Origin of the sequence: Endozoicomonas sp. YOMI1 (assembly GCF_024606345.1) — a bacterium.
GTDB lineage: Bacteria > Pseudomonadota > Gammaproteobacteria > Pseudomonadales > Endozoicomonadaceae > Endozoicomonas.
Window position 1 is genome coordinate 1 of record NZ_JAHHPM010000297.1, and the last position, 18,839, is coordinate 18,839.

The 18,839-nt window shown below is 48.3% G+C and carries 15 protein-coding genes; 7 read left to right on the forward strand and 8 right to left on the reverse strand.

All coding sequences use genetic code 11. From position 1 onward, the window contains the following. Nucleotides 1-105 precede the first annotated feature (105 nt). From KDK15_RS10400 to lipA, 3 genes are all read left to right on the forward strand, one after another. On the forward strand, nt 106-372 hold the full coding sequence (locus KDK15_RS10400; protein WP_101746054.1) for a YbeD family protein: 267 nt from the start codon (nt 106-108) through the stop codon (nt 370-372). After that, nucleotides 372-1,100, forward strand: coding sequence for a lipoyl(octanoyl) transferase LipB (gene lipB, locus KDK15_RS10405; RefSeq protein WP_257295292.1), 729 nt, complete (start codon nt 372-374; stop codon nt 1,098-1,100). Before KDK15_RS10400 ends, lipB begins: the two co-directional genes overlap by 1 nt. Before the next feature lie 127 nt (nt 1,101-1,227). Next, nucleotides 1,228-2,238 carry a lipoyl synthase gene (gene lipA, locus KDK15_RS10410; RefSeq protein ID WP_257295305.1) on the forward strand — a complete coding sequence of 337 codons (1,011 nt, stop codon included), beginning with the start codon at nt 1,228-1,230 and terminating at the stop codon, nt 2,236-2,238. A 46-nt stretch (nt 2,239-2,284) separates the two neighbouring features. On the opposite strand, the gene KDK15_RS10415 is transcribed toward lipA, so the two are convergent. After that, nucleotides 2,285-4,711: a lipopolysaccharide assembly protein LapB gene (locus KDK15_RS10415; protein ID WP_257295293.1), complete on the reverse strand. Its 2,427-nt coding sequence runs from the start codon at nt 4,709-4,711 to the stop codon at nt 2,285-2,287. Between the two features lie 582 nt (nt 4,712-5,293). On the opposite strand from KDK15_RS10415, the gene KDK15_RS10420 reads away from it, so the two are divergent. Together KDK15_RS10420 and ilvD are read left to right on the forward strand one after the other, a co-directional pair. Beyond that, nucleotides 5,294-6,004 (forward strand): DUF3581 domain-containing protein, encoded by a 711-nt coding sequence (locus tag KDK15_RS10420; protein WP_257295294.1) that lies wholly within the window; start codon nt 5,294-5,296, stop codon nt 6,002-6,004. A 339-nt stretch (nt 6,005-6,343) separates the two neighbouring features. Next, entirely contained in the window at nt 6,344-8,185 is a 1,842-nt protein-coding gene (gene ilvD / locus KDK15_RS10425) for a dihydroxy-acid dehydratase (protein WP_257295295.1), read from the forward strand. Nucleotides 8,186-8,205: 20 nt separating this feature from the next. Here the strand turns inward: ilvD and KDK15_RS10430 are convergent, their stop codons facing one another. Both KDK15_RS10430 and KDK15_RS10435 read right to left on the reverse strand, forming a co-directional pair. Continuing rightward, nucleotides 8,206-8,820, reverse strand: a complete 615-nt coding sequence (locus KDK15_RS10430; RefSeq protein ID WP_257295296.1) for a LysE family translocator — start codon at nt 8,818-8,820, stop codon at nt 8,206-8,208. A gap of 73 nt (nt 8,821-8,893) precedes the next feature. After that, a complete protein-coding gene (locus KDK15_RS10435) occupies nt 8,894-9,331 on the reverse strand; it encodes a hypothetical protein (protein WP_257295297.1) in 438 nt (145 codons plus the stop codon). A gap of 411 nt (nt 9,332-9,742) precedes the next feature. Here KDK15_RS10435 and KDK15_RS10440 point away from each other — a divergent pair, with 411 nt between their 5' ends. Then, on the forward strand, nt 9,743-11,362 hold the full coding sequence (locus KDK15_RS10440; RefSeq protein ID WP_257295298.1) for a hypothetical protein: 1,620 nt from the start codon (nt 9,743-9,745) through the stop codon (nt 11,360-11,362). A gap of 103 nt (nt 11,363-11,465) precedes the next feature. On the opposite strand, the gene holA is transcribed toward KDK15_RS10440, so the two are convergent. The 4 genes from holA to KDK15_RS10460 form a co-directional block, all read right to left on the reverse strand. Further along, a complete protein-coding gene (gene holA / locus KDK15_RS10445; RefSeq protein ID WP_257295299.1) occupies nt 11,466-12,515 on the reverse strand; it encodes a DNA polymerase III subunit delta in 1,050 nt (349 codons plus the stop codon). Continuing rightward, on the reverse strand, nt 12,512-13,087 hold the full coding sequence (locus tag KDK15_RS10450) for a hypothetical protein (RefSeq protein WP_257295300.1): 576 nt from the start codon (nt 13,085-13,087) through the stop codon (nt 12,512-12,514). Before KDK15_RS10450 ends, holA begins: the two co-directional genes overlap by 4 nt. 218 nt (nt 13,088-13,305) lie before the next feature. After that, nucleotides 13,306-15,471 (reverse strand): catalase/peroxidase HPI, encoded by a 2,166-nt coding sequence (gene katG, locus KDK15_RS10455; RefSeq protein WP_257295301.1) that lies wholly within the window; start codon nt 15,469-15,471, stop codon nt 13,306-13,308. A gap of 86 nt (nt 15,472-15,557) precedes the next feature. Beyond that, a complete protein-coding gene (locus KDK15_RS10460) occupies nt 15,558-15,980 on the reverse strand; it encodes a succinylglutamate desuccinylase/aspartoacylase family protein (protein WP_257295302.1) in 423 nt (140 codons plus the stop codon). Nucleotides 15,981-16,344: 364 nt separating this feature from the next. Here KDK15_RS10460 and KDK15_RS10465 point away from each other — a divergent pair, with 364 nt between their 5' ends. After that, a complete protein-coding gene (locus KDK15_RS10465; RefSeq protein ID WP_257295303.1) occupies nt 16,345-17,715 on the forward strand; it encodes a hypothetical protein in 1,371 nt (456 codons plus the stop codon). 191 nt (nt 17,716-17,906) lie between these two features. Here the strand turns inward: KDK15_RS10465 and KDK15_RS10470 are convergent. Beyond that, nucleotides 17,907-18,839: DUF4116 domain-containing protein (locus KDK15_RS10470; RefSeq protein WP_257295304.1), on the reverse strand; the 933-nt coding region annotated here is incomplete at its 5' end.

Consider the following 18,839-nt stretch of genomic DNA (forward strand, 5'->3'; position numbering starts at 1 on the left):
AGGCACCCTTCGACTCCGCTCAGGGTGAACGGAGAGTGAGTTCTAAATGTCGGAATTATTTAAGGATAATTACTTACAGTTCGACAATGATGTAGGTAGATGGTTATGAATGAGCCACAGGCCCCGAAAATTGAATTTCCCTGTGATTACCCTATTCGTATCGTAGGGCACTCCGCTCCCGATTATAAAGATTTTGTGCTAAGGGTGGTGGCAAAACATGCACCGGACTTCGATGGCCATGCAAAGATGAAAACCAGTCGAAATGGCAAGTACATGTCAGTGACCGTGGTTATTCATGCCACTGGCGAACCTCAACTGCAGGCACTCTTTGAAGATTTGAAAGCCAGTGGCCGTATTCAGATGGTTTTGTAATGGACAGGGCTTTGATGGCTGAAAGCACTCAACAGTCTGACGGTATTGAAAATGACCTGATCGTACGTTATCTCGGGCGGAGAAACTACGAGCCTGTCTGGCAGGCTATGAAAGCCTTTACTGCCAATAGGGATGATCAGACCCGGGATGAATTCTGGGTGGTGGAACATCCCCCGGTTTTCACCCAGGGACAGGCCGGCAAGCCGGAACATGTTCTTTTCCCGGGAGATATACCGGTTATTCAGGTGGATCGTGGTGGCCAGGTTACCTATCATGGCCCGGGGCAGCTGGTGTTTTACTTCCTGATGGATGTACGCCGGAAGAAGAGTGGTCCAAGGGCCGTGGTTTCGGCATTGGAAAGTGCTGTGATTGAAATGCTTGCCAGTTATGGTTTAGAGGCACAGAACAGGCCGGATGCGCCGGGTGTTTATGTCAAAGAGGCAAAAATTGCATCCCTTGGGCTTCGCTTTCGTAAAATGTGTTCTTACCACGGGCTAAGCCTGAATGTAGATATGGATCTGGAACCATTTAACCGTATTAATCCCTGTGGTTACCCCGGGCTCCATGTGGTGGATATGGCATCGCTGTTGGGAAATGTAGACATAGAGGAAGTGAGTCGGCGTTTACTGGTATGCTTTCAGAAAGCACTAGGCTACATCAATATTGATGAAAAAGCGGCGAGTGATGAGCTGTTGGCAGATAGCGGGGATAATGGGTCAGCCGTTTAATGGTCCAGTTAGCAGTACACTAAGATAACAGGGGGGAGGCATGACTACTCATTCCGATAACAGCGGTCTTGAATCGTTTGACAGCCATGAGCTGGTGAATAGCGGCCTCAACGGAGAAAGCCCACGGATGAAGCCGGAAAACATTATTCCTACCGTGCAGATAGACGGTGGCGTCAAAATAGAAAGTGGTACCAAATTTGTCAATGACAAAGGTATCACAGCCATTAAAAATGGCATTAAAGCCAGTGCCGGGGGGCAGCATGCCCCGATTCAGCGGAAACCATCCTGGCTCAGAATAAAAGCAAGTCACGGTACAAAATACAAAGAAGTCAAAAGTACTGTTCATGAGCATAAGCTCAGTACGGTCTGTGAAGAGGCCATGTGTCCGAATATCAATGAGTGCTGGAGTTCTGGTACTGCGACCATCATGTTGATGGGTGATACCTGCACCCGGGCCTGCCGGTTCTGTGCCGTGAATACCGGGAATCCTAAAGGGTGGCTGGATCATGATGAACCTGAGCATACCGCTAACTCGGTCAAGCTGATGAACCTGAAATATCTGGTGCTGACCTCGGTGAACCGGGATGACCTGCCGGATGGCGGTGCCGGACATTACGCTGATGTGGTTCGCCGGGTTAAGGCAGAAAACCCGGATACTGATGTAGAGGTTCTGACGCCTGATTTTCTCGGTGTCATGTCCCATGTTGAGAAAGTTGTTGATAGCCCCATAGCGGTCTTTGCCCAGAATGTAGAAACCGTTCGCCGACTGACTCACCCCGTGCGTGATCCCAGGGCCAGTTATGAACAGACACTGGCTGTGCTGGAACATGCCAAGAAATACCGTCCTGATGTCCTGACGAAAACCAGCCTGATGCTGGGGCTCGGTGAAACCGATGATGAGATTCTTGAAGCCCTGGATGATCTGAGGGCCATTAATGTTGATATTGTTACCTTTGGCCAGTACCTGCAGCCAACCGTTAACCATCTCCCCATTGAGCGTTATGTGACGCCGGAAGAGTTTGAAAAATATCGGCAATGGGGATTGGAAAAAGGGTTTCTTGAGGTGGTTTCTGGTGCGCTGGTGCGATCAAGCTATCGTGCGGAGCAAGTCCTACAAAAGAACAACGTTGGTCTTTGAGGGTATGGGGTGGTGGCATTCCACCCTATCTTTAACGTTATCAACACTATCGCTTTGTTGCGGCTACGAGGTTTTTTCTTAGTCTTTGAATATCGCCTAATGGGGTTTTTTTTGCGATGCGATGACGTAACCGAGGTTCGTTTTTTAATCGAATTCTCCAATTATTAAATTCATTAGCTGTGCCATAGAACTCTCCCGATTTTTGTTTGAGCCTGTTTTTCTCTTTTTGATCATCACAATCTGTTGCCATATCACCATGTATGTGGCCAATAAGGGATAAAAAAGAACCGGTGACGAATGTCAGTGACAGGCTATGTTCAAATTCGGCTAAATGATGTTTGGCGATAGTGCAGGGCTGACTTATCCACTGAGCCTTATATTCGGCTAAATTCTGGTCACAAGGGTGGAGGCAGCATAGCCATCCCAGTGCTTTATCAATAATCAGGTTGCGAATGGCCAGTTGGTGTTTTGGGATGTCGTCAGATAATAAAACCGCTTCGCAATCCTGCCGGTCCAGACCGTATTCGGTCAGTGTTTCGCCGGATTGAGCCAGTATATTTAACCCACCGGGCTTCTGTTCTTGTTTGGCTGACGCATTGAAGGCCTCCAAGTGTTCAGAGCCTTTTGCTATAACCCTTAGGCTCCATAAATCCATATGAGCAAAGCTGGCCTGTTGCAGTGTCAGCTGAGTATCCTGGCAGGATTGTTCCAGTACAGCACGGGCTTGTTCAAAGTCACTGTTGTGTAATAATTGTGTGACCCAGAGGCTGATGTAGGACAGTCGGGTTTGATGGATCGATTTAATGCTTCCCTTTCGGGTGGGTGCTTCTGCGGTACTTGTGGGGCATACAGGGTTTGCGTTGGTAGGGCATTGATCTTTAGAGCATTGACCTTCAGAAAATAGACCTCCAGAAAAGCCAGGGCCCTGTGTTTGTTCATTCGGGCCTCTGTTTAAACTTTCATGTTTACCCCGTAGTTTTGTGGCTCTTTTTTTTCCGGTTGGGCCTGAACGGTGCCGTGGTTTTTTGGGTCCCTTTTTCTTTTCAGGTGTCACTTCCGGGGCGGTTGGTTTTGTTTCAATGAGTTCCAGTTCATCGATAATTCCCTGAATATAAAATGATACTTCCTTTGCATCGATAAAATCATAATGCTCTATAGCCCGCTGCAAATGGGTAATAACCGACTCTATTGAACCGATATCATTTCTGCTGTTCTTCATCAGCAGCAGCGCCAATTGCAGATTGGCCACATTAACTCCTTTTTGCAGGGCCAATCTGGAATTCTCAATGGCTTCTTCTAACCGGTTGTTTTTCTCATATATCTTACTGAGTAGCCATCGGGCTTCAGGGGTGCGGGATTTTAACAGCTCACTTTCTGCTTTTTCAGGCTCATTTTTCAGGTAGTGAAGGACGGCTGATAAATAGAGCCTGCTGTCTTTGTTGGGGATATTGATAAGCTGAGAGGTATCTTGATTAATCAGAAAATTACAAATAGTCGTCAAGCCTGACGGGTATAAAGTCGATGCAAAATGCTGTATCAAGGGTAATAATTTTTTCTTGAATTCGGGGATTTGCAGAAAGCGGATAAGTTGTTCCAGCGCTGACAGGCTCATGTCGGGTGAGTTATATGTTATTTGACTGACCACACCAAACCGGAGGGCGTGGAGTAATAACGAATTCGGGTTTAGGTCAGGAATGTCCGGTAAATCGGGAATGAGGGCAAGTTTACTGCATTTCAGTTGGTCAAGCATATTGCATGCGGATTCGCAGAGGCCTAAGACCGTTAAATTTGTTGCAAGTGTTTTTTGTGAACAGTCCCTTTCCTTGAATAATTCAGATTCACAAATGAATGCTTTTAAATTGGCTTTTATGGTTTCAGTATCCTTGAAAAATAGTAGGTTTTTTAATGATTTGGTAATACTTAAGAGGATGGCTTCGGGCAGTTTTTTTTCATCATACTGTTTTGTTTTCTGATTCAGTGGGTCACAGAGAATGATCCGGTTTTTAATTTTTGTGATGGGAGTATTGGTGATTATGTCATGTTCGAAAAATGATAGGATCCGTTTGCTGATTGATATATAGTTGGCTGATTCCATTTCATTTTTAGTGTCTTTTACCCCCTCAAACCAGACAACCATTAAGAACAGGTCCTGAATCTGTTTCGGATCTGAAGGCGTGCAGCCCAGGAAAAAATCAACCATGTGATTTTCGAACTGTTCAAGTTCATCCGCTATGGCCAGTAAGCTCTTGGGCATCTTCTCTGGCATGAGTTCCACGACCCGCTGTAGCTCCCAGTATTTCAAATAGGTGCTTTGGATCTGGTCCAGAAGACTAGAGAGTGTTTCTGCTGATGGTGTTTGAACATATCGTTTTTCTCTTTCTAAAGTAACCTTGTTCCCGTTATCACACAGTTTTTTTTTCGTTTTTAGTAGTTTTTCAGTGTAGTGAACGACCTGATTTTCAGTTGGTTTCACCGATCGGTTGCGTAGACCCAGTGGTTCTTGTGCTTGTAGCCCTTTTGGAATATAAGATTGGAAATCTGTTATCACTTCAGCCATCGCTAATGCCTCAAAAGCAGGAACGTGACCATTTGTGCTTTGGGAGGGGAAGTGGCAGGGTGGGAGGTTAAAAGAGTTTGCCATGGGCTGGGTCTGATGCTGGCGGTTGAATAGCACAAATAGACCATGGCAATAACATTAAGTTCTGTAATGCTGCTTTCAGGACGTTAGTGGCATACTCCCACCACCCCGTCTGGGCGACCCCGTCTGGGCGACCCCGTCTGGGCGACCTCGTCTGGGCGACCCCGTCTGGGCGACCCCGTCTGGGCGACCCCGTCACTTTGCTTCCAATGCGTCAGGTATGGATGGAGAATTCCGTGGGCTTCGTTAAACAAAAAGCTACGATTTACTTGTAGGTTTAAGGGGACTTACTCACTTAAGATGTTTTACCATGGGCATTTGTCACTAATGACTGACATTCATTAGCCAGCAGTAGCCAGAGGTGATCAATGTCGGCTGGCTGTGGGATGATTGTGGTAGGAATCCAGCTTTAACACTATGTTTATCGATCAATACTGTACTTCACTGGCAGACAGCCGCTTTTCGTTTACCCGTGAACAGGCCAGCCAGTTTGCGAAGCGCATTGCCAATGATTTTAATCCACTCCACGATGTGAATAACTCCCGGTTCTGCGTTCCGGGTGATCTGCTATTTGCCAAGGTCCTGCTGAGTGAAGGCCTGTATAGCGATATGCGTGTCACTTTCAATGGTATGGTCAGCGACGGTGTTGAGCTGGAAATCTGTACCAACGATAAAGGGCATAAGAGCATTTATGACCTTTCCGGCAAGATGTATCTGGATATTGAGCGCCATGGTGCCTGTAGTCATGATACGTCAATGATTGAGCAGCTGGTGCGCAGTTATGTCGCTTTCTCTGGTGAGAATTTCCCCAATGTCTTTGTGCCGCTGATGAAGTCCCATGGCGTCATGATCAATACCGTCAAACCCTTGGTCATCTACGACAGCATGACCCTGAAAATGGAACGTGTTGACCTGGTAAACCCCCATCTGGAAGCGGCAGGCGCTACTTTGGATGTTAATGGCAAGCGGGGTAAGGTGACGCTTAACTTTATTTACCGTGAGAATAGTGATGTGGTGGGTATGGGGGAGAAAACCATGATTCTCTCCGGCTTGAGACCCTATGATCAGGAAGCCATTGATATCATGATTGAAAAACACATCGCCCGGCAGCACCATTTTGCCAGCTGAACGTCTTTTTTGACCATTCTGGTAATGGCCGCTTTTCAAGGATTAAGTCTTATTTCCCGTAATGACTTTGATGAGTGGCTTCTATTCCGGTTATTCCGGTTGTATTTCCACATAGTCAGACAAATCGACTGAATTTTGATATTCTGACTGGCCGCCATTGGATGGCGATGAAAACCCCGTCAGCAATGGAGTGCAGTGACTTTCTATAAGCCACCGTGTACAGCCAAAAGCCAAAAGCCAAAAGCCAAAAGCCAAAAGCCAAAAGCCAGAAACCAAAAGCCAGAAACCAAAAGCCAGAATAAAACCATTTCCGACCAACCGTTATAGAGGGACTGTTTCATGCCAGCCTATCGCTCCAGAACATCAACCCATGGCCGTAATATGGCCGGAGCCCGTGCGCTATGGCGGGCAACGGGTATGAATGATGGGGATTTCAACAAGCCCATTATTGCTGTCGCTAACTCATTTACCCAGTTCGTGCCCGGCCATGTCCATTTGAAAGACATGGGACAATTGGTTTGTCGTGAAATTGAGCAGCATGGTGGTGTGGCGAAAGAGTTCAACACCATTGCCGTGGATGATGGCATAGCCATGGGGCACGATGGCATGCTCTATTCGTTACCCAGCCGGGACATCATCGCTGACTCCGTTGAATATATGGTCAATGCCCACACAGCCGATGCGCTGGTCTGTATTTCCAACTGTGACAAAATCACCCCGGGCATGTTGATGGCTGCCATGCGCCTGAACATCCCGGTGGTTTTCGTTTCAGGTGGCCCAATGGAAGCGGGTAAAACCAGGCTGTCACAGCATGGGCTTGATCTTGTCGATGCCATGGTGATTGCCGCTTCAGATGCAGATGATGAAACCGTTGCGGAGTATGAGCGTTCAGCCTGTCCAACCTGTGGTTCCTGCTCAGGGATGTTTACCGCCAACTCCATGAATTGTCTGACGGAAGCGCTCGGTCTTTCCCTGCCGGGCAATGGCTCCATGCTGGCTACTCACGCTGACCGTGAGCAGCTGTTTCTGGAGGCAGCGCGCCGTATTGTTGATATCACCCGGCGTTATTATGAACACGATGACAATAGTGTTTTGCCAAGATCCATCGCCAGTTTCAAGGCGTTTGAAAATGCCATGAGTCTGGACATCGCCATGGGCGGATCGACCAATACCATCCTGCACCTGCTGGCTGCTGCCCAGGAAGGCGGTATACCTTTCGATATGCGCAATATCGACGAGTTATCCCGTCGGATTCCCCAATTATGCAAGGTGGCTCCCAACACCCCGAAATATCATATGGAGGATGTTCACCGGGCAGGTGGTGTGATGGGTATCCTTGGTGAACTGGATCGTGCCGGGCTATTGCACAATGATATTCCCATGGTGCATAGCGCCACCGTTAGTGAAGCCTTGTCCCGTTGGGATATTATTCAAACCCGTGATGAGTCGGTAACAGCGTTTTTTAAAGCAGGTCCTGCCGGTATTCGTACGACAGAAGCATTCAGTCAGGATTATCGCTGGGAGACACTGGATGATGACCGGGCTGATGGCTGCATTCGCTCACTGGAACATGCCTTCAGTACTGAAGGGGGGCTTGCTGTGCTTTATGGCAACATTGCCGCCGATGGCTGTGTCGTCAAAACCTCGGGTGTTGATGATGATAACCTGGTCTTCGAAGGTCCGGCTCATATCTGTGAAAGTCAGGAAGATGCGGTCAACAATATTCTTCAAGACCGGGTGAAGCCGGGAGAGGTGGTGATCGTTCGCTACGAAGGGCCAAAAGGTGGTCCGGGTATGCAGGAAATGCTCTACCCGACCAGTTATCTGAAATCGAAAGGGCTGGGTAAAGCCTGCGCGCTGCTGACGGATGGACGTTTCTCCGGCGGCACTTCCGGATTGTCCATTGGTCACGCTTCTCCTGAGGCCGCATCCGGTGGCGCCATTGGTCTGGTAGAGAATGGAGACATCATTCGGATAGATATTCCCAACCGAAGCATTAATGTCCAATTGACCGAAGACCAACTTGCCGGGCGACGGGCAGCAATGGACGCCAAGGGGAAAGATGCCTGGAAGCCAGTTAAACCCCGGCCAAGAAAGGTCTCTACAGCACTTAAAGCTTATGCGCGTATGGTCACCAGTGCGGATAAAGGTGCCGTTCGGGATTTGAGCCTTTTTGACTGAAGCTCTTGATGGTTAACTACTTACATACACAAAATACGAAGAGCCACCAGAATCAGCAGGCTGCCACACAGCCGGTTGATCAGCGTGGCTCTTTTTCGCAACGCTGGCAGCACTTTCCCATGGCCTGCTACTGAGGCAATCAGGCAATACCAGAGACCATCGCAGAGTGTGGCAATCGATGCCATCAGTATCTGAGTCATTACCGTGGAATCAGGCGTCACAAACTGGCTGAACAGCGCCAGGAAGAATACGGCAATCTTGGGGTTCAGGAAAGAGACCAGAAAGCCGTCAATTGCCGCCTGTTTCAGACTCAGCTGTTGGTGTAACTGATGCTGGTCGTTAATTAATGAGGATGAGGACGTAATGGCCTTATACCCCATCCAGGCCAGATAGGCAGAACCTGAATAGGTAATGAATTTATAAAGCCAGGGCGTTTCAGTAATTACAACGCCGATACCCGCCGCCACCAGAAAAGCATAAATGCCAATCCCCAGGGCGTGGGAAATGGCGGTAACCAGCCCGTGGGTCCTGGAACCCTGCATGGTGCTTTTCATGACTGCAGCCAGACTTGGGCCCGGTGAGATGGCACCAAGCGCGCAAATGGCCAGGATGGATAACCAGGAAGATGCTGTCATTGCACTACTGCTTTATGTGTTGTTTATGTGATGTTATATAGGCTGCGAAGTATAGCGCTTTGCCAGCGGTCTTTTAATTTACTTTGCTGGTTCTGTCCGGTTTGGCCAGTACATCTCTGGCCTTTTCCAGGGCAGCATACTCATCAATAAACCAGCCGACACATCGTTCAGTGCTGATGGGCACCCCTGACTCATTAACGGGCTGGTAAACAATCCACCACCGCTCTTCTGGCCGGGGATCGTTGTACACAAAGACATATTTCATATCGCCCCGGTCAGTAATGGAGACCATTACTTTATCGTAGGGTGTATACGGACATACATCTTCCATCATAAACACATAAGTAGGCCTGCCCTGATTGAACTCAATGTACTGAAATTCTTTTATCTGGCGAAAGGTATTAAGTGCCTTTTCGATATCGGAATTCATCAGGTAGCCGGGAATGTTGTTGTTATCCCACCAAAATTTGCCGTTCAATGATGGCTTTTTAAATAGAAAAGATCTGTTCATACTGCATAGTCCTTTAAACATTATTTAAATTTTTAGACCGTTCGTACCAGATTAAGTTCCGTGGCATGCTCACCGACAGGGTTTCAGGGAGCAGATTATTGATTAATCATCCTGATAGCCGTGTTTTTATGGCGTTTAAATAGTTGGTTAACTACTTACTACTTTAATGATGGGCAGGTCAGGATCTGGCCTTACCCAAGTGGCCGGTAAAGAGCATACACTAAACGTTCTTGAGCGTATTCGTCTGGAAAACCATTGCTCAGAATGTCAATTTTATTTTTTTAGTTTGAACTTTTTGAGATTCACTGAGTCTGATTATTCGGGGAATCTTTGATAGTTATTTTTGTATGTTTACAAAGTTTTAAGTTGTCATCATGTTTCCCCCTTTAACAAAAACAGGAGTTAAACTCAATGGCAATGCCTTCTGCCGCGACATTCAATGTTCGCCCCGCTGCTCAGACAGTATCAGACTCAGTAGTCAGCCCCGTCACCGGGGCTGAAGAAGAACAGAAATCCTCTATGCTGGGTCGTGAGGTTCAACAAACCACAGAGCTGGCAGGTAAGTCCTTACCGAGCGCTTTCCAGCCGACAGAAACTGCGACCACTGAAATCCTGATACACAGGCAGGTTGTGAACTCTGGCGAACAATGCAGAGAGGCTCCCTTGACCAGAGGCGTGCAGGCAACCGTCGAGCCGATGGATATTGAACTGGCAAAAAATTATGTCGCTACCTTGTGTCATCAGATAGGCTTACCGGATGTAAATGAAAAGAGTTTCAATGTACTGCTAGACTCAGTCACCTCGATGTTTCAAGGTGCTTTACCATCGGATAAGGAGAACCTGATAGCCTTTCTGAAACTGTCCTGCCTGAAACATGACCAGGCAGACCTGCCCGTTAATCAAAGGTCAATTCGCCTGGCTGTGCTCAGCGAAATTGCGTTCATGTGTGCTGATTTAGGCATTCCGGATGCGCAAGCCGTGGAAGCTCTGCTGACGCAGCCCTGCCTGAAAAACTTTTGGGCAGGCAACGATGAAGCTGTCAAGGACGAACAAATCGATACATCAACGCTTTCCGATGTTGCCAAGATGTATCGGAGCAAAGGCTTGCCAGACGCCCTGCCCGTGAGTGATTTCCTGCGTCTGTCTTGCCTGAGATATGGCTGGGCGGGCAACGATGAGGCCGTTAAGAACAACCCTATCAACGAGCATGTGCTTGAGATAATCGCCGACATTTGTGACGGCTTAGGCATACCGGACCTGTCGGAACTGAAAGCCTTTTTGGAACAGCCCTGCCTGAGAGAAGGCTGGACGGGCAACGACGAGGCTGTTAAGAACAATCCGATCGACTGTGATCGACTCTGGCAAATTGGCAGCATGTATGATTACAAAGGCTTACCGAATCTGTTGGACCTGAAAACCTTTCTGGGTCAGTCTTGCCTGAGAGAAGGCTGGACGGGCAATGACGAGGCCGTTAAGAGCAACCCTATCAACGTTCAAGTGCTCGAATGGATCACCGCTTGCCTCTGTCATTGCAAAGGCATACCGGACGCGCAGGGCCTGAGAGCCTTCATGAGTCTGGCTTGCCTGAAAAAGGGCTGGAAGGGTGACGACGATGCTGTAAAGGACAAGCCAATTGACTGTACAATGCTCGGCATAATCTGCCCCTTTTGTCCAGATGAAAATGTTTTGCTAAACCCGCAGGACGTGAAAGCCTTCCTGATTCAGCCTTGCCTGAGAGAGGGCTGGACGGGGGATGACGAAGCTGTCAAGAACAGCCCAATCAATATTACTGTGGCCAACACAATCACCAGCATTTGCCTGAGAAAAGGCATACCAGACCCGCAGGACTTAACAGTCTGGCTGACTCAACCCTGCCTGAGAGAGGGCTGGAAGGGCGATGACCAGGCAGTCAAGGACAAACCAATAGACTCAAAACTGCTCAATGAAATTTTCTACATTAAGTATCGCGGCGGAGGCTTGCCGGAGAAGGCGAAAGTGAAAGAGGAAGTGAAAGCCCTTATTCAATCTTAGGATTTGTTCGGCATTTCTCGAATTTTGTCTCGGGGATATCTGGTTGCCTCCCTTGGTCAGTACGTTGGAGGCAACCAACACGTATTCAATTGTCTTATTGGATTCAGGTAATGACCTTTGTGGGAGGTAAGCCTGCCAGGTTCAGGGTTAGGGTAAGCAGTTTATCCCAGGCGTTACCTTTCTCTAACCCTTTGATACAACGATCAATCTTTCCTGTATACAGCAGCAATTGACGCAGGTTTCGCTCGCTGCTCCGGCGAATGGCCTTTTCCAGTAATGACGTCCTGCGCTTTAGCATATATGGTGCGAACCCCAGCGCTTTAGCTGATTGTTCAATCGCCAGATTCCTTGCAATCCCCCGGGATAGCTGTCGGCTGAGATGGCTGAGCAGGCGTATCTCCCTGGCCAGTGCCCAGAGAATGATCGGAGGCTCGATGCCTTCACCTTTCAGAATGCCCAGGATGCGCACACACTGTTTGATATTGCCTTCCAGGGCGTTATCCAGCAGTTGGAATACATCGTATCGCGCATTGTCCGACACTGCTTCTCGTACAGTAGCTTCATCAATGGTTTTGTCCTTTGCCAGAAGCTTGAGCTTTTCCAGTTCCTGGGATGCTGCCAGAAGATTCCCTTCTACACGCTCGGCAATCAGGCTCAGGGCATCCGGGGTTGCCCGGTAGCCATCCATTTTAAGCTGTTGAGCGAGCCAGTTTGGTAACTGTCGGGATTCGATTGGCCAGATGGGAATAAATACTCCGGCCTGTTCCAGAGCCTTGAACCATTTTGATTTCTGCAGGGTGTTATCCAGGCGATCCGTTATCATCAGCAGCAGATTGTCTGGTGAAGGGTGGCTGAGGTATTCCAGCAGCGCTTTGCTGCCTGCATCTCCGGGCTTGCCATTGGGTATTCGCAGCTCAAGAATTTGCTTCTGGGCAAATAGTGACAGGCTGTTTGCCGTGCTGAGAAAATCCCCCCAGTCAAAGCCGTTTTCAACATGATAAACATGGCGTTCGGAAAACCCGGTGTCCCTGGCATATTGGCGGATCTGATCACAGCACCGGGCAACCTGAAGCGGTTCATCACCGCTGACGATGTAGACAGGCGCCAGCTGTTGCTTCAGCTGTGCTCCCAGTTGGTCAATACGAAGCTTCAAGGCAGAGGGTTCCGGTTCGATTCAGTGTTCTTCATCTGAGCTTTCGCCGCAGCTCTGGCTTTTTCAGCGGCCGCTGAGAGTTCAGCCTCAGACAGGTTGTGAATCCGGCGCTGGGTAGTGGCAACCAGCTCCTGCTGTAGCTCAGAAAGGATAATCGCTTGTTCTGATTCCGCCGCATTAGGCGCATCCTGATTCTGTGTGATGTAGCGTTCACGGGTTAACTGAACCGCAGAGAACAGAGGAAGACCGGAGGAGGTCTGTAACTGGTAGACCACATGCATGGCAATTCGCTGTTCAAAATAGCCTGCGCTGGCAACGGTCTGCTGATCAATATCACGTTCAACGCGGATGATGTTGATGCGCCATGGAGCCGTCTCGCTGATATCGATGCCACTGCGTTCCATGGCTTTGGAGAGGTAGCGTATATAGACAGGATCATTGCCGGTGACGGACAGTTGGCGGATCTCACTGTCAGTACTCATTTCTCCTCTCAGATGGAAGCCACAGGCAGTTAACAGGCTGGTTAACAGCAGCAAAGTCAACATGCTCACTGAACGAAAGGGGTAGGTCATGATCTCTCCACCAATGATGCTTCAAATATTCAAATTCAGTAGTACCCCTAAAGCTTTGCAGATTGCTGGTGTGTATCTGGACTTTTATGGGGAGGATAATCTATTCGACCTGTAACTCTACCATGACGGCGGTGGGCAGAAAAAAGAAAATTAGTCATGACAAAAAAACACGCCGCAATCAATGCGGCGTGTGTATTGGGTTTTAGCGGGTGCTTCGATTAAGCCAGGTCAAAGCGATCAGCATTCATCACTTTGGTCCAGGCTGCGACAAAGTCACGAACGAATTTTTCCTGATTATCGTCCTGGGCATACACTTCTGCGTAGGCTCGCAGAATTGAGTTAGAACCAAATACCAGGTCAACACGGGTAGCGGTCCACTTCACGGTATCGGTCTTGCGGTCCCGGACCTCATAGAGACCATCAGCGGCCGGCTTCCATGTGTAATTCATGTCCACCAGGTTAACGAAGAAGTCTGTGGTTAACTGACCTTCGCGATTGGTGAAGACGCCGTGTTTAGTGCCACCATGGTTAGTGTCCAGAACACGCATACCGCCAATCAGTGCTGTCATTTCGTGGGCAGTGAGTCCCATTAATTGGGCCCGGTCCAGCAGCATCTCTTCCGCTGCCACGGCGTAATCTTTCTTCAGCCAGTTGCGGAAGCCATCGTGCAGAGGCTCAAGCACTTCAAAGGACTTAACATCCGTCTGCTCCAGCGTGGCATCGCCACGGCCAGCGGCGAAGGGTACCTTAACGTCAAAACCAGCTGCCTTGATAGAGGCTTCCAGACCGACGTTACCGGCCAGAACAATCACGTCTGCCACGCTGGCACCGGTTTCAGCCGCAATCGGTTCCAGTACTGAGAGCACTTTTTCCAGACGCTTGGGTTCATTGCCTTCCCAATCCTTCTGGAAATCGAAACGGATACGGGCACCGTTGGCGCCACCGCGCTTATCGGAGCCACGGAAAGTACGGGCGCTGTCCCAGGCCGTAGTGATCATATCACTGTTGCTCAGACCGCTGGCGGCAATTCTGGCCTTGACCGCTTCTACATCGTAATCGGTCTTGCCAACAGGTATCGGGTCTTGCCAGATCAGTGCTTCCTGTGGTGCATCCGGACCAATGTAACGGGATTTTGGTCCCATATCCCGATGGGTCAACTTGAACCAGGCGCGGGCAAACACTTCGGAGAAGTAGGCGTGGTCATCACGGAAGCGTTCGGAAATCTTGCGATATTCCGGATCCACCTTCAGCGCCATATCCGCATCGGTCATGATGGGGTTATGGCGGGTGGACGGGTCTTCCGCGTCCACAGGCTTGTCTTCTTCGGCAATGTTAATGGGTTCATATTGCCAGGCACCGGCCGGACTCTTCTTCAGTTCCCAGTCGTATTTGAACAGCAGGTGGAAGTAGTCGTTGTCCCATTGGGTCGGGTTGGTGGTCCAGGCGCCTTCAATACCGGAAGTCACGGTATTGCGGCCAATGCCACGGCTGGTTTTGTTGAGCCAGCCAAGACCCTGATCTTCCAGTTCAGCACCTTCCGGAGCCTCACCCAGCAGTTCTGCCTTACCGTTACCGTGACACTTACCTATGGTATGGCCACCGGCGGCAAGGGCTACGGTTTCCTCAGCGTTCATCGCCATACGCCAAAAGGTGACGCGCATGTCGTGGGCGGTTTTCAGTGGATCAGGATTACCATCCACGCCTTCCGGGTTGACGTAAATCAGACCCATCATCACCGCTGCCAATGGGTTTTCCAGGTCACGCATCCCGGAGTAGCGTCCACCTTCTTCAGTGCTTGGCTTCAGCCACTCTTTTTCAGAGCCCCAATAGGTATCTTTTTCAGGGTGCCAGATATCTTCCCGGCCGAAAGCGAAGCCAAAGGTTTTCAGCCCCATGGATTCATAAGCGACCGTACCTGCATAAGCCAGCAGGTCAGCCCAGCTCAGCTTGTTACCGTACTTTTTCTTGATCGGCCATAATAGACGACGGGCTTTGTCCAGGTTGGCGTTATCAGGCCAGGAATTCAATGGTGCAAAGCGCAGGTTACCGGTACCGGCACCGCCACGGCCATCGGCAATACGGTAAGTACCGGCAGCATGCCAGGACATACGCACCATCAGGCCACCGTAGTGTCCCCAGTCTGCAGGCCACCACTCCTGGGAGTTGGTCATCAGACTTTTAAGGTCCTGTTTCAGACCAGCAAAGTCGAGAGTTTTCACCGCTTCCCGATAGGTAAACTCTGGCTCCATCGGGTCAGTTTTCTGGTCATGCTGATGCAGAATATCGAGGTTCAGAGTTTTTGGCCACCAGTCAACATTCGACTTGCCGCTCTCGGTCACCGCGCCGTGCATAACGGGGCATTTTCCAGAGTGGGATTTATTCATTGCTCAGTTCTGCTTGTGGGTTTCGTCTGCAGAATTATCAGTATTGATTTGACTTGCGTCAATGTTTCTTCTTTTTTATCAGTATTTTACGAAGTCTTTTTCTGAACATAGGCCCCGGTGTGAAGGTTTAGTGGCTCATTGTTACTGGCGATCAGAGTAATGCCCATATTGGCGGTGGTACTGTGGAGATCAACAAGGAAGTGCTGGGCCGTGTCATTCTGAGAAAAGTGTCTGGCAATTTCTCTTGCCCGCTGATACTCGTAGGAGTCTTGCGTACCGGAGAGAATCCGGGGAGAAAATGAGCGGTTCAAATCCTGATCAATAAATCGCCTTGCCTGGACAAAGGCTTGCGGATTGGCAAGGAGCGTTGCCACTTCCAGGGCATTATCCTGATAAACTCCCACTTGCTCTGCCTTGCCTATGAAGTAGGGACCTATGTATTCATTACCGTGTGTCCCACCAATAATAGTTACTTTTTCAATGATCTGACGCTTGTCATCTTTCATCATTATCCTCTCTCGCAGTTCAATTGTTATCTGATTTTTTTTGGCTACCTCACTAAATTTGTTATCAATGAACAGCAAATAAATGATGTGTTTTACCCACTCTTTACCATTGGTTAAATGATATTTCTGAGGGAAATTTCTTGCTGAGACTAGTTATACTCTAATGATTACGCCAGTTTTACTGTGCAGTGAATTATTTCCGTCCTTTATATTTTTATTTCAAGTTGAGCAATTCCAGCAGGCTGACCAACCCACCATACTGGAACTTATCCGGATTTCCAGTGTCTTAATGATATAGGGAAAAATAATAATTAACTCAATATGATGGCAGAGTGCACTCTTTGCTTCAGACTAAGCAGGTGGCCCCATGGCAGAAGCTGTATCAATGCAATCAGCAGTACCCACGCAACAGGCTGCACCCATGCCGCTGGATTTCCCGAATTCCGGCGATCAAACAGCTAACGTTAGCCGTACTGAACTGACAAAAGAAAAAAATCTGTATGTTACTGATGCTATGGGTAACTCCAGGCAGGTGAGGCTGGTAGAGCGTTGGGAGCTCATGGCTGTTCATGGCAGGCTTTTTGCCAAGCCATTAGGAAGGCAGATAGTTGAGAGGAACATAGCAAGCCAGTACCCGCAGACAACATGTGCGTTTACAGCTCCGCCTTTATTGCCAATAGCAGTTTCACAGCCAGCTGTTATTAGAAATCTGGCCTATTCTGGTAATTTGATGTCGGCAGCCTGGAGGGCATTACCCGATAGATCGATTGCTTCTCTCTTTACCAAGCCACATGCAATGCATGTTGTTGTCTCCAGGCCTGATCTGACAGAAAGCCCGTCAGCGCAAACTCTCATTGAGGTGATAGCAAAAGTAGCGCAACTGATTGCCTTGTTAACGGATGGCAGTGTTCATCCGATTGATGCCAGACAGGGGGAATCTGAAGATCACTCTACTTCCCAAGGGGTTAGGGTGCCCCTGTCTCAACGTCTTTCAATCAGTGAATTATTAGATAATCTTATTAATAGTCTCATGTTGCAGGGGCGCCCGGAAGATATCCAGAAAGCAATGGATTTATCCAGATTGGTGGAGAAGCTGTCGTTGGCTTTAAAAGACGCTAACTCACTGACAGACTCTGCTTTATTGCAAGAAGTTGATTCTCTTTTCAGCCAGTACACCATGACCGCTGAAATTGCCCCTGAACAGAAAGGTCATGCCATTGTTAATCGGCAATACCATCCAGAGTTATTAAAGTCGGGGGTAGTCAATGGGCTCAACACTGGGATGAAGCATGATGGGTTATCAGTATCAGCAAAGTCCGGGGTGAATAATGGGCATGGCGAGCATGAGCTGAAAAACGGGGAAGGACCTGTTCCCACGGGGAAAAAGAGTGCAAATGAGGTTAGTCGCGCTGAGCCAGGTAACCGGGTCAGTATTAATACCGGTATCAATAATAGTGCAATGCCCATCAGTTCCGGGCAGGTAATGGGTTCGTTAAACCAGTTGCTTGCTTCAATGGGGTTAGCCAATATCGCAGCACAACCACCACTGGCTGTGGAAAGTGGTCAAAAGCAGCTGCCTCCCATTATTTTGCCAAATGCAAATCCCGGAAATCGGTTCGATAAAGATAAAAGAAGGAAAAGCAGGAAAGAACTTAAAGAAGAGGAAGAAAAAGAAAGGGAAGGGGTATCCTTTTTATTTGATCATGAGCCTTTTGAGCCCTTTGATGATGATGAATAAAGGAAATAGTCTGTTCGTTCAGGGCAAAAGTACACCGAGCTGACAATCGCTCCTTATAGAGCTTTTAAATGTTAGTTCATAACCGTAATTATCATTTGGTTAACTACTTACAGATTAAACCACAGAAAAATCGGTAAACAGTGAATATAATATCCGGCAGTTAACCTGTAACGAGGTGTATTCAGAACTGCTTATTTGCGTAGGTATTTAATAACTTTGTGGTTTCTCAGGATTGCTGAGTGAATAAAGGCGTAATCATTCTTAAGTTCCTGAGCAGCAAAAATGAAAGCACGATGATTATCTTTAATTAATTCCAGCATATACTCGCGATCATTCAATACCGTTTTACTGGCAAAATGTAAATAGCCAATCTCCTGTTCAATTATCATATTAACTATGTTTTTATCGCTTCGAACTGTTTCACTTGCAAATCGCAGAGCTCTTGGAAACTCAGTGACAGCGGCCTTTACAACCTCATGATTATCCTTAAGTGCCGGGCTGGCATATTCCAGCTCCTCGCCATTTTGAGTGACTGCGGCTATGACGACATCTTTATCATCCTTCAGTGCTTTACTGACATATTTCAGGTCCTTTGGATGTTCTTTAATGGTTGGTAATACAACGTCTTTATCATTTCGAACCTGTTGGCTGGCGTATTTCAGCCCATGCTCCAGCAGGACATGCTTGACCTTTTCTTTATTATCCGGAAGCGGCTGACCCGGTGGAATGTAAAACTCCAGATTGTAGCTGGTGGGTGAGGGGTTGATAACAAAGTATTGATCTCTCAAGAAGTCATACTCTAGCTCAACCGGTGGAGTAGCGTATTTGGTTGCTATCAATAAAAGATGATGTAAGAGTTTCCTGCGGGTATCCTTAGCTATCTCATCACTCATTAATATTTCCCGAACATAGCCCTCCGGCTTTTTCTGGCAATCTGCTAACCGTTGAGCATAATGAATAAACTGTTGGTGGTGGTTGCTTAGTAACTGGCAACAACCGGGGGTAATCTTGTAACCCCCTTTGTAAAACATTGAGAAAAGGCAATGTTGCAAGGCGAATCTATCGGCTCCTGCTGAAAAATCGTTATTAAGTCGTTGTGCAAGCAAGTTAAAGTTCCACTGATT

Coding starts and splice junctions, on each gene's coding strand:
- katG (WP_257295301.1), bottom strand. CDS start 15,471: ATGAATAAATCCCACTCTGGAAAATGCCCCGTTATGCACGGCGCGGTG.
- KDK15_RS10435 (WP_257295297.1), bottom strand. CDS start 9,331: ATGAACAGATCTTTTCTATTTAAAAAGCCATCATTGAACGGCAAATTT.
- KDK15_RS10440 (WP_257295298.1), top strand. CDS start 9,743: ATGGCAATGCCTTCTGCCGCGACATTCAATGTTCGCCCCGCTGCTCAG.
- KDK15_RS10400 (WP_101746054.1), top strand. CDS start 106: ATGAATGAGCCACAGGCCCCGAAAATTGAATTTCCCTGTGATTACCCT.
- KDK15_RS10420 (WP_257295294.1), top strand. CDS start 5,294: ATGTTTATCGATCAATACTGTACTTCACTGGCAGACAGCCGCTTTTCG.
- lipA (WP_257295305.1), top strand. CDS start 1,228: ATGAAGCCGGAAAACATTATTCCTACCGTGCAGATAGACGGTGGCGTC.
- KDK15_RS10465 (WP_257295303.1), top strand. CDS start 16,345: ATGGCAGAAGCTGTATCAATGCAATCAGCAGTACCCACGCAACAGGCT.
- lipB (WP_257295292.1), top strand. CDS start 372: ATGGACAGGGCTTTGATGGCTGAAAGCACTCAACAGTCTGACGGTATT.
- KDK15_RS10460 (WP_257295302.1), bottom strand. CDS start 15,980: ATGATGAAAGATGACAAGCGTCAGATCATTGAAAAAGTAACTATTATT.
- KDK15_RS10450 (WP_257295300.1), bottom strand. CDS start 13,087: ATGACCTACCCCTTTCGTTCAGTGAGCATGTTGACTTTGCTGCTGTTA.
- KDK15_RS10430 (WP_257295296.1), bottom strand. CDS start 8,820: ATGACAGCATCTTCCTGGTTATCCATCCTGGCCATTTGCGCGCTTGGT.
- ilvD (WP_257295295.1), top strand. CDS start 6,344: ATGCCAGCCTATCGCTCCAGAACATCAACCCATGGCCGTAATATGGCC.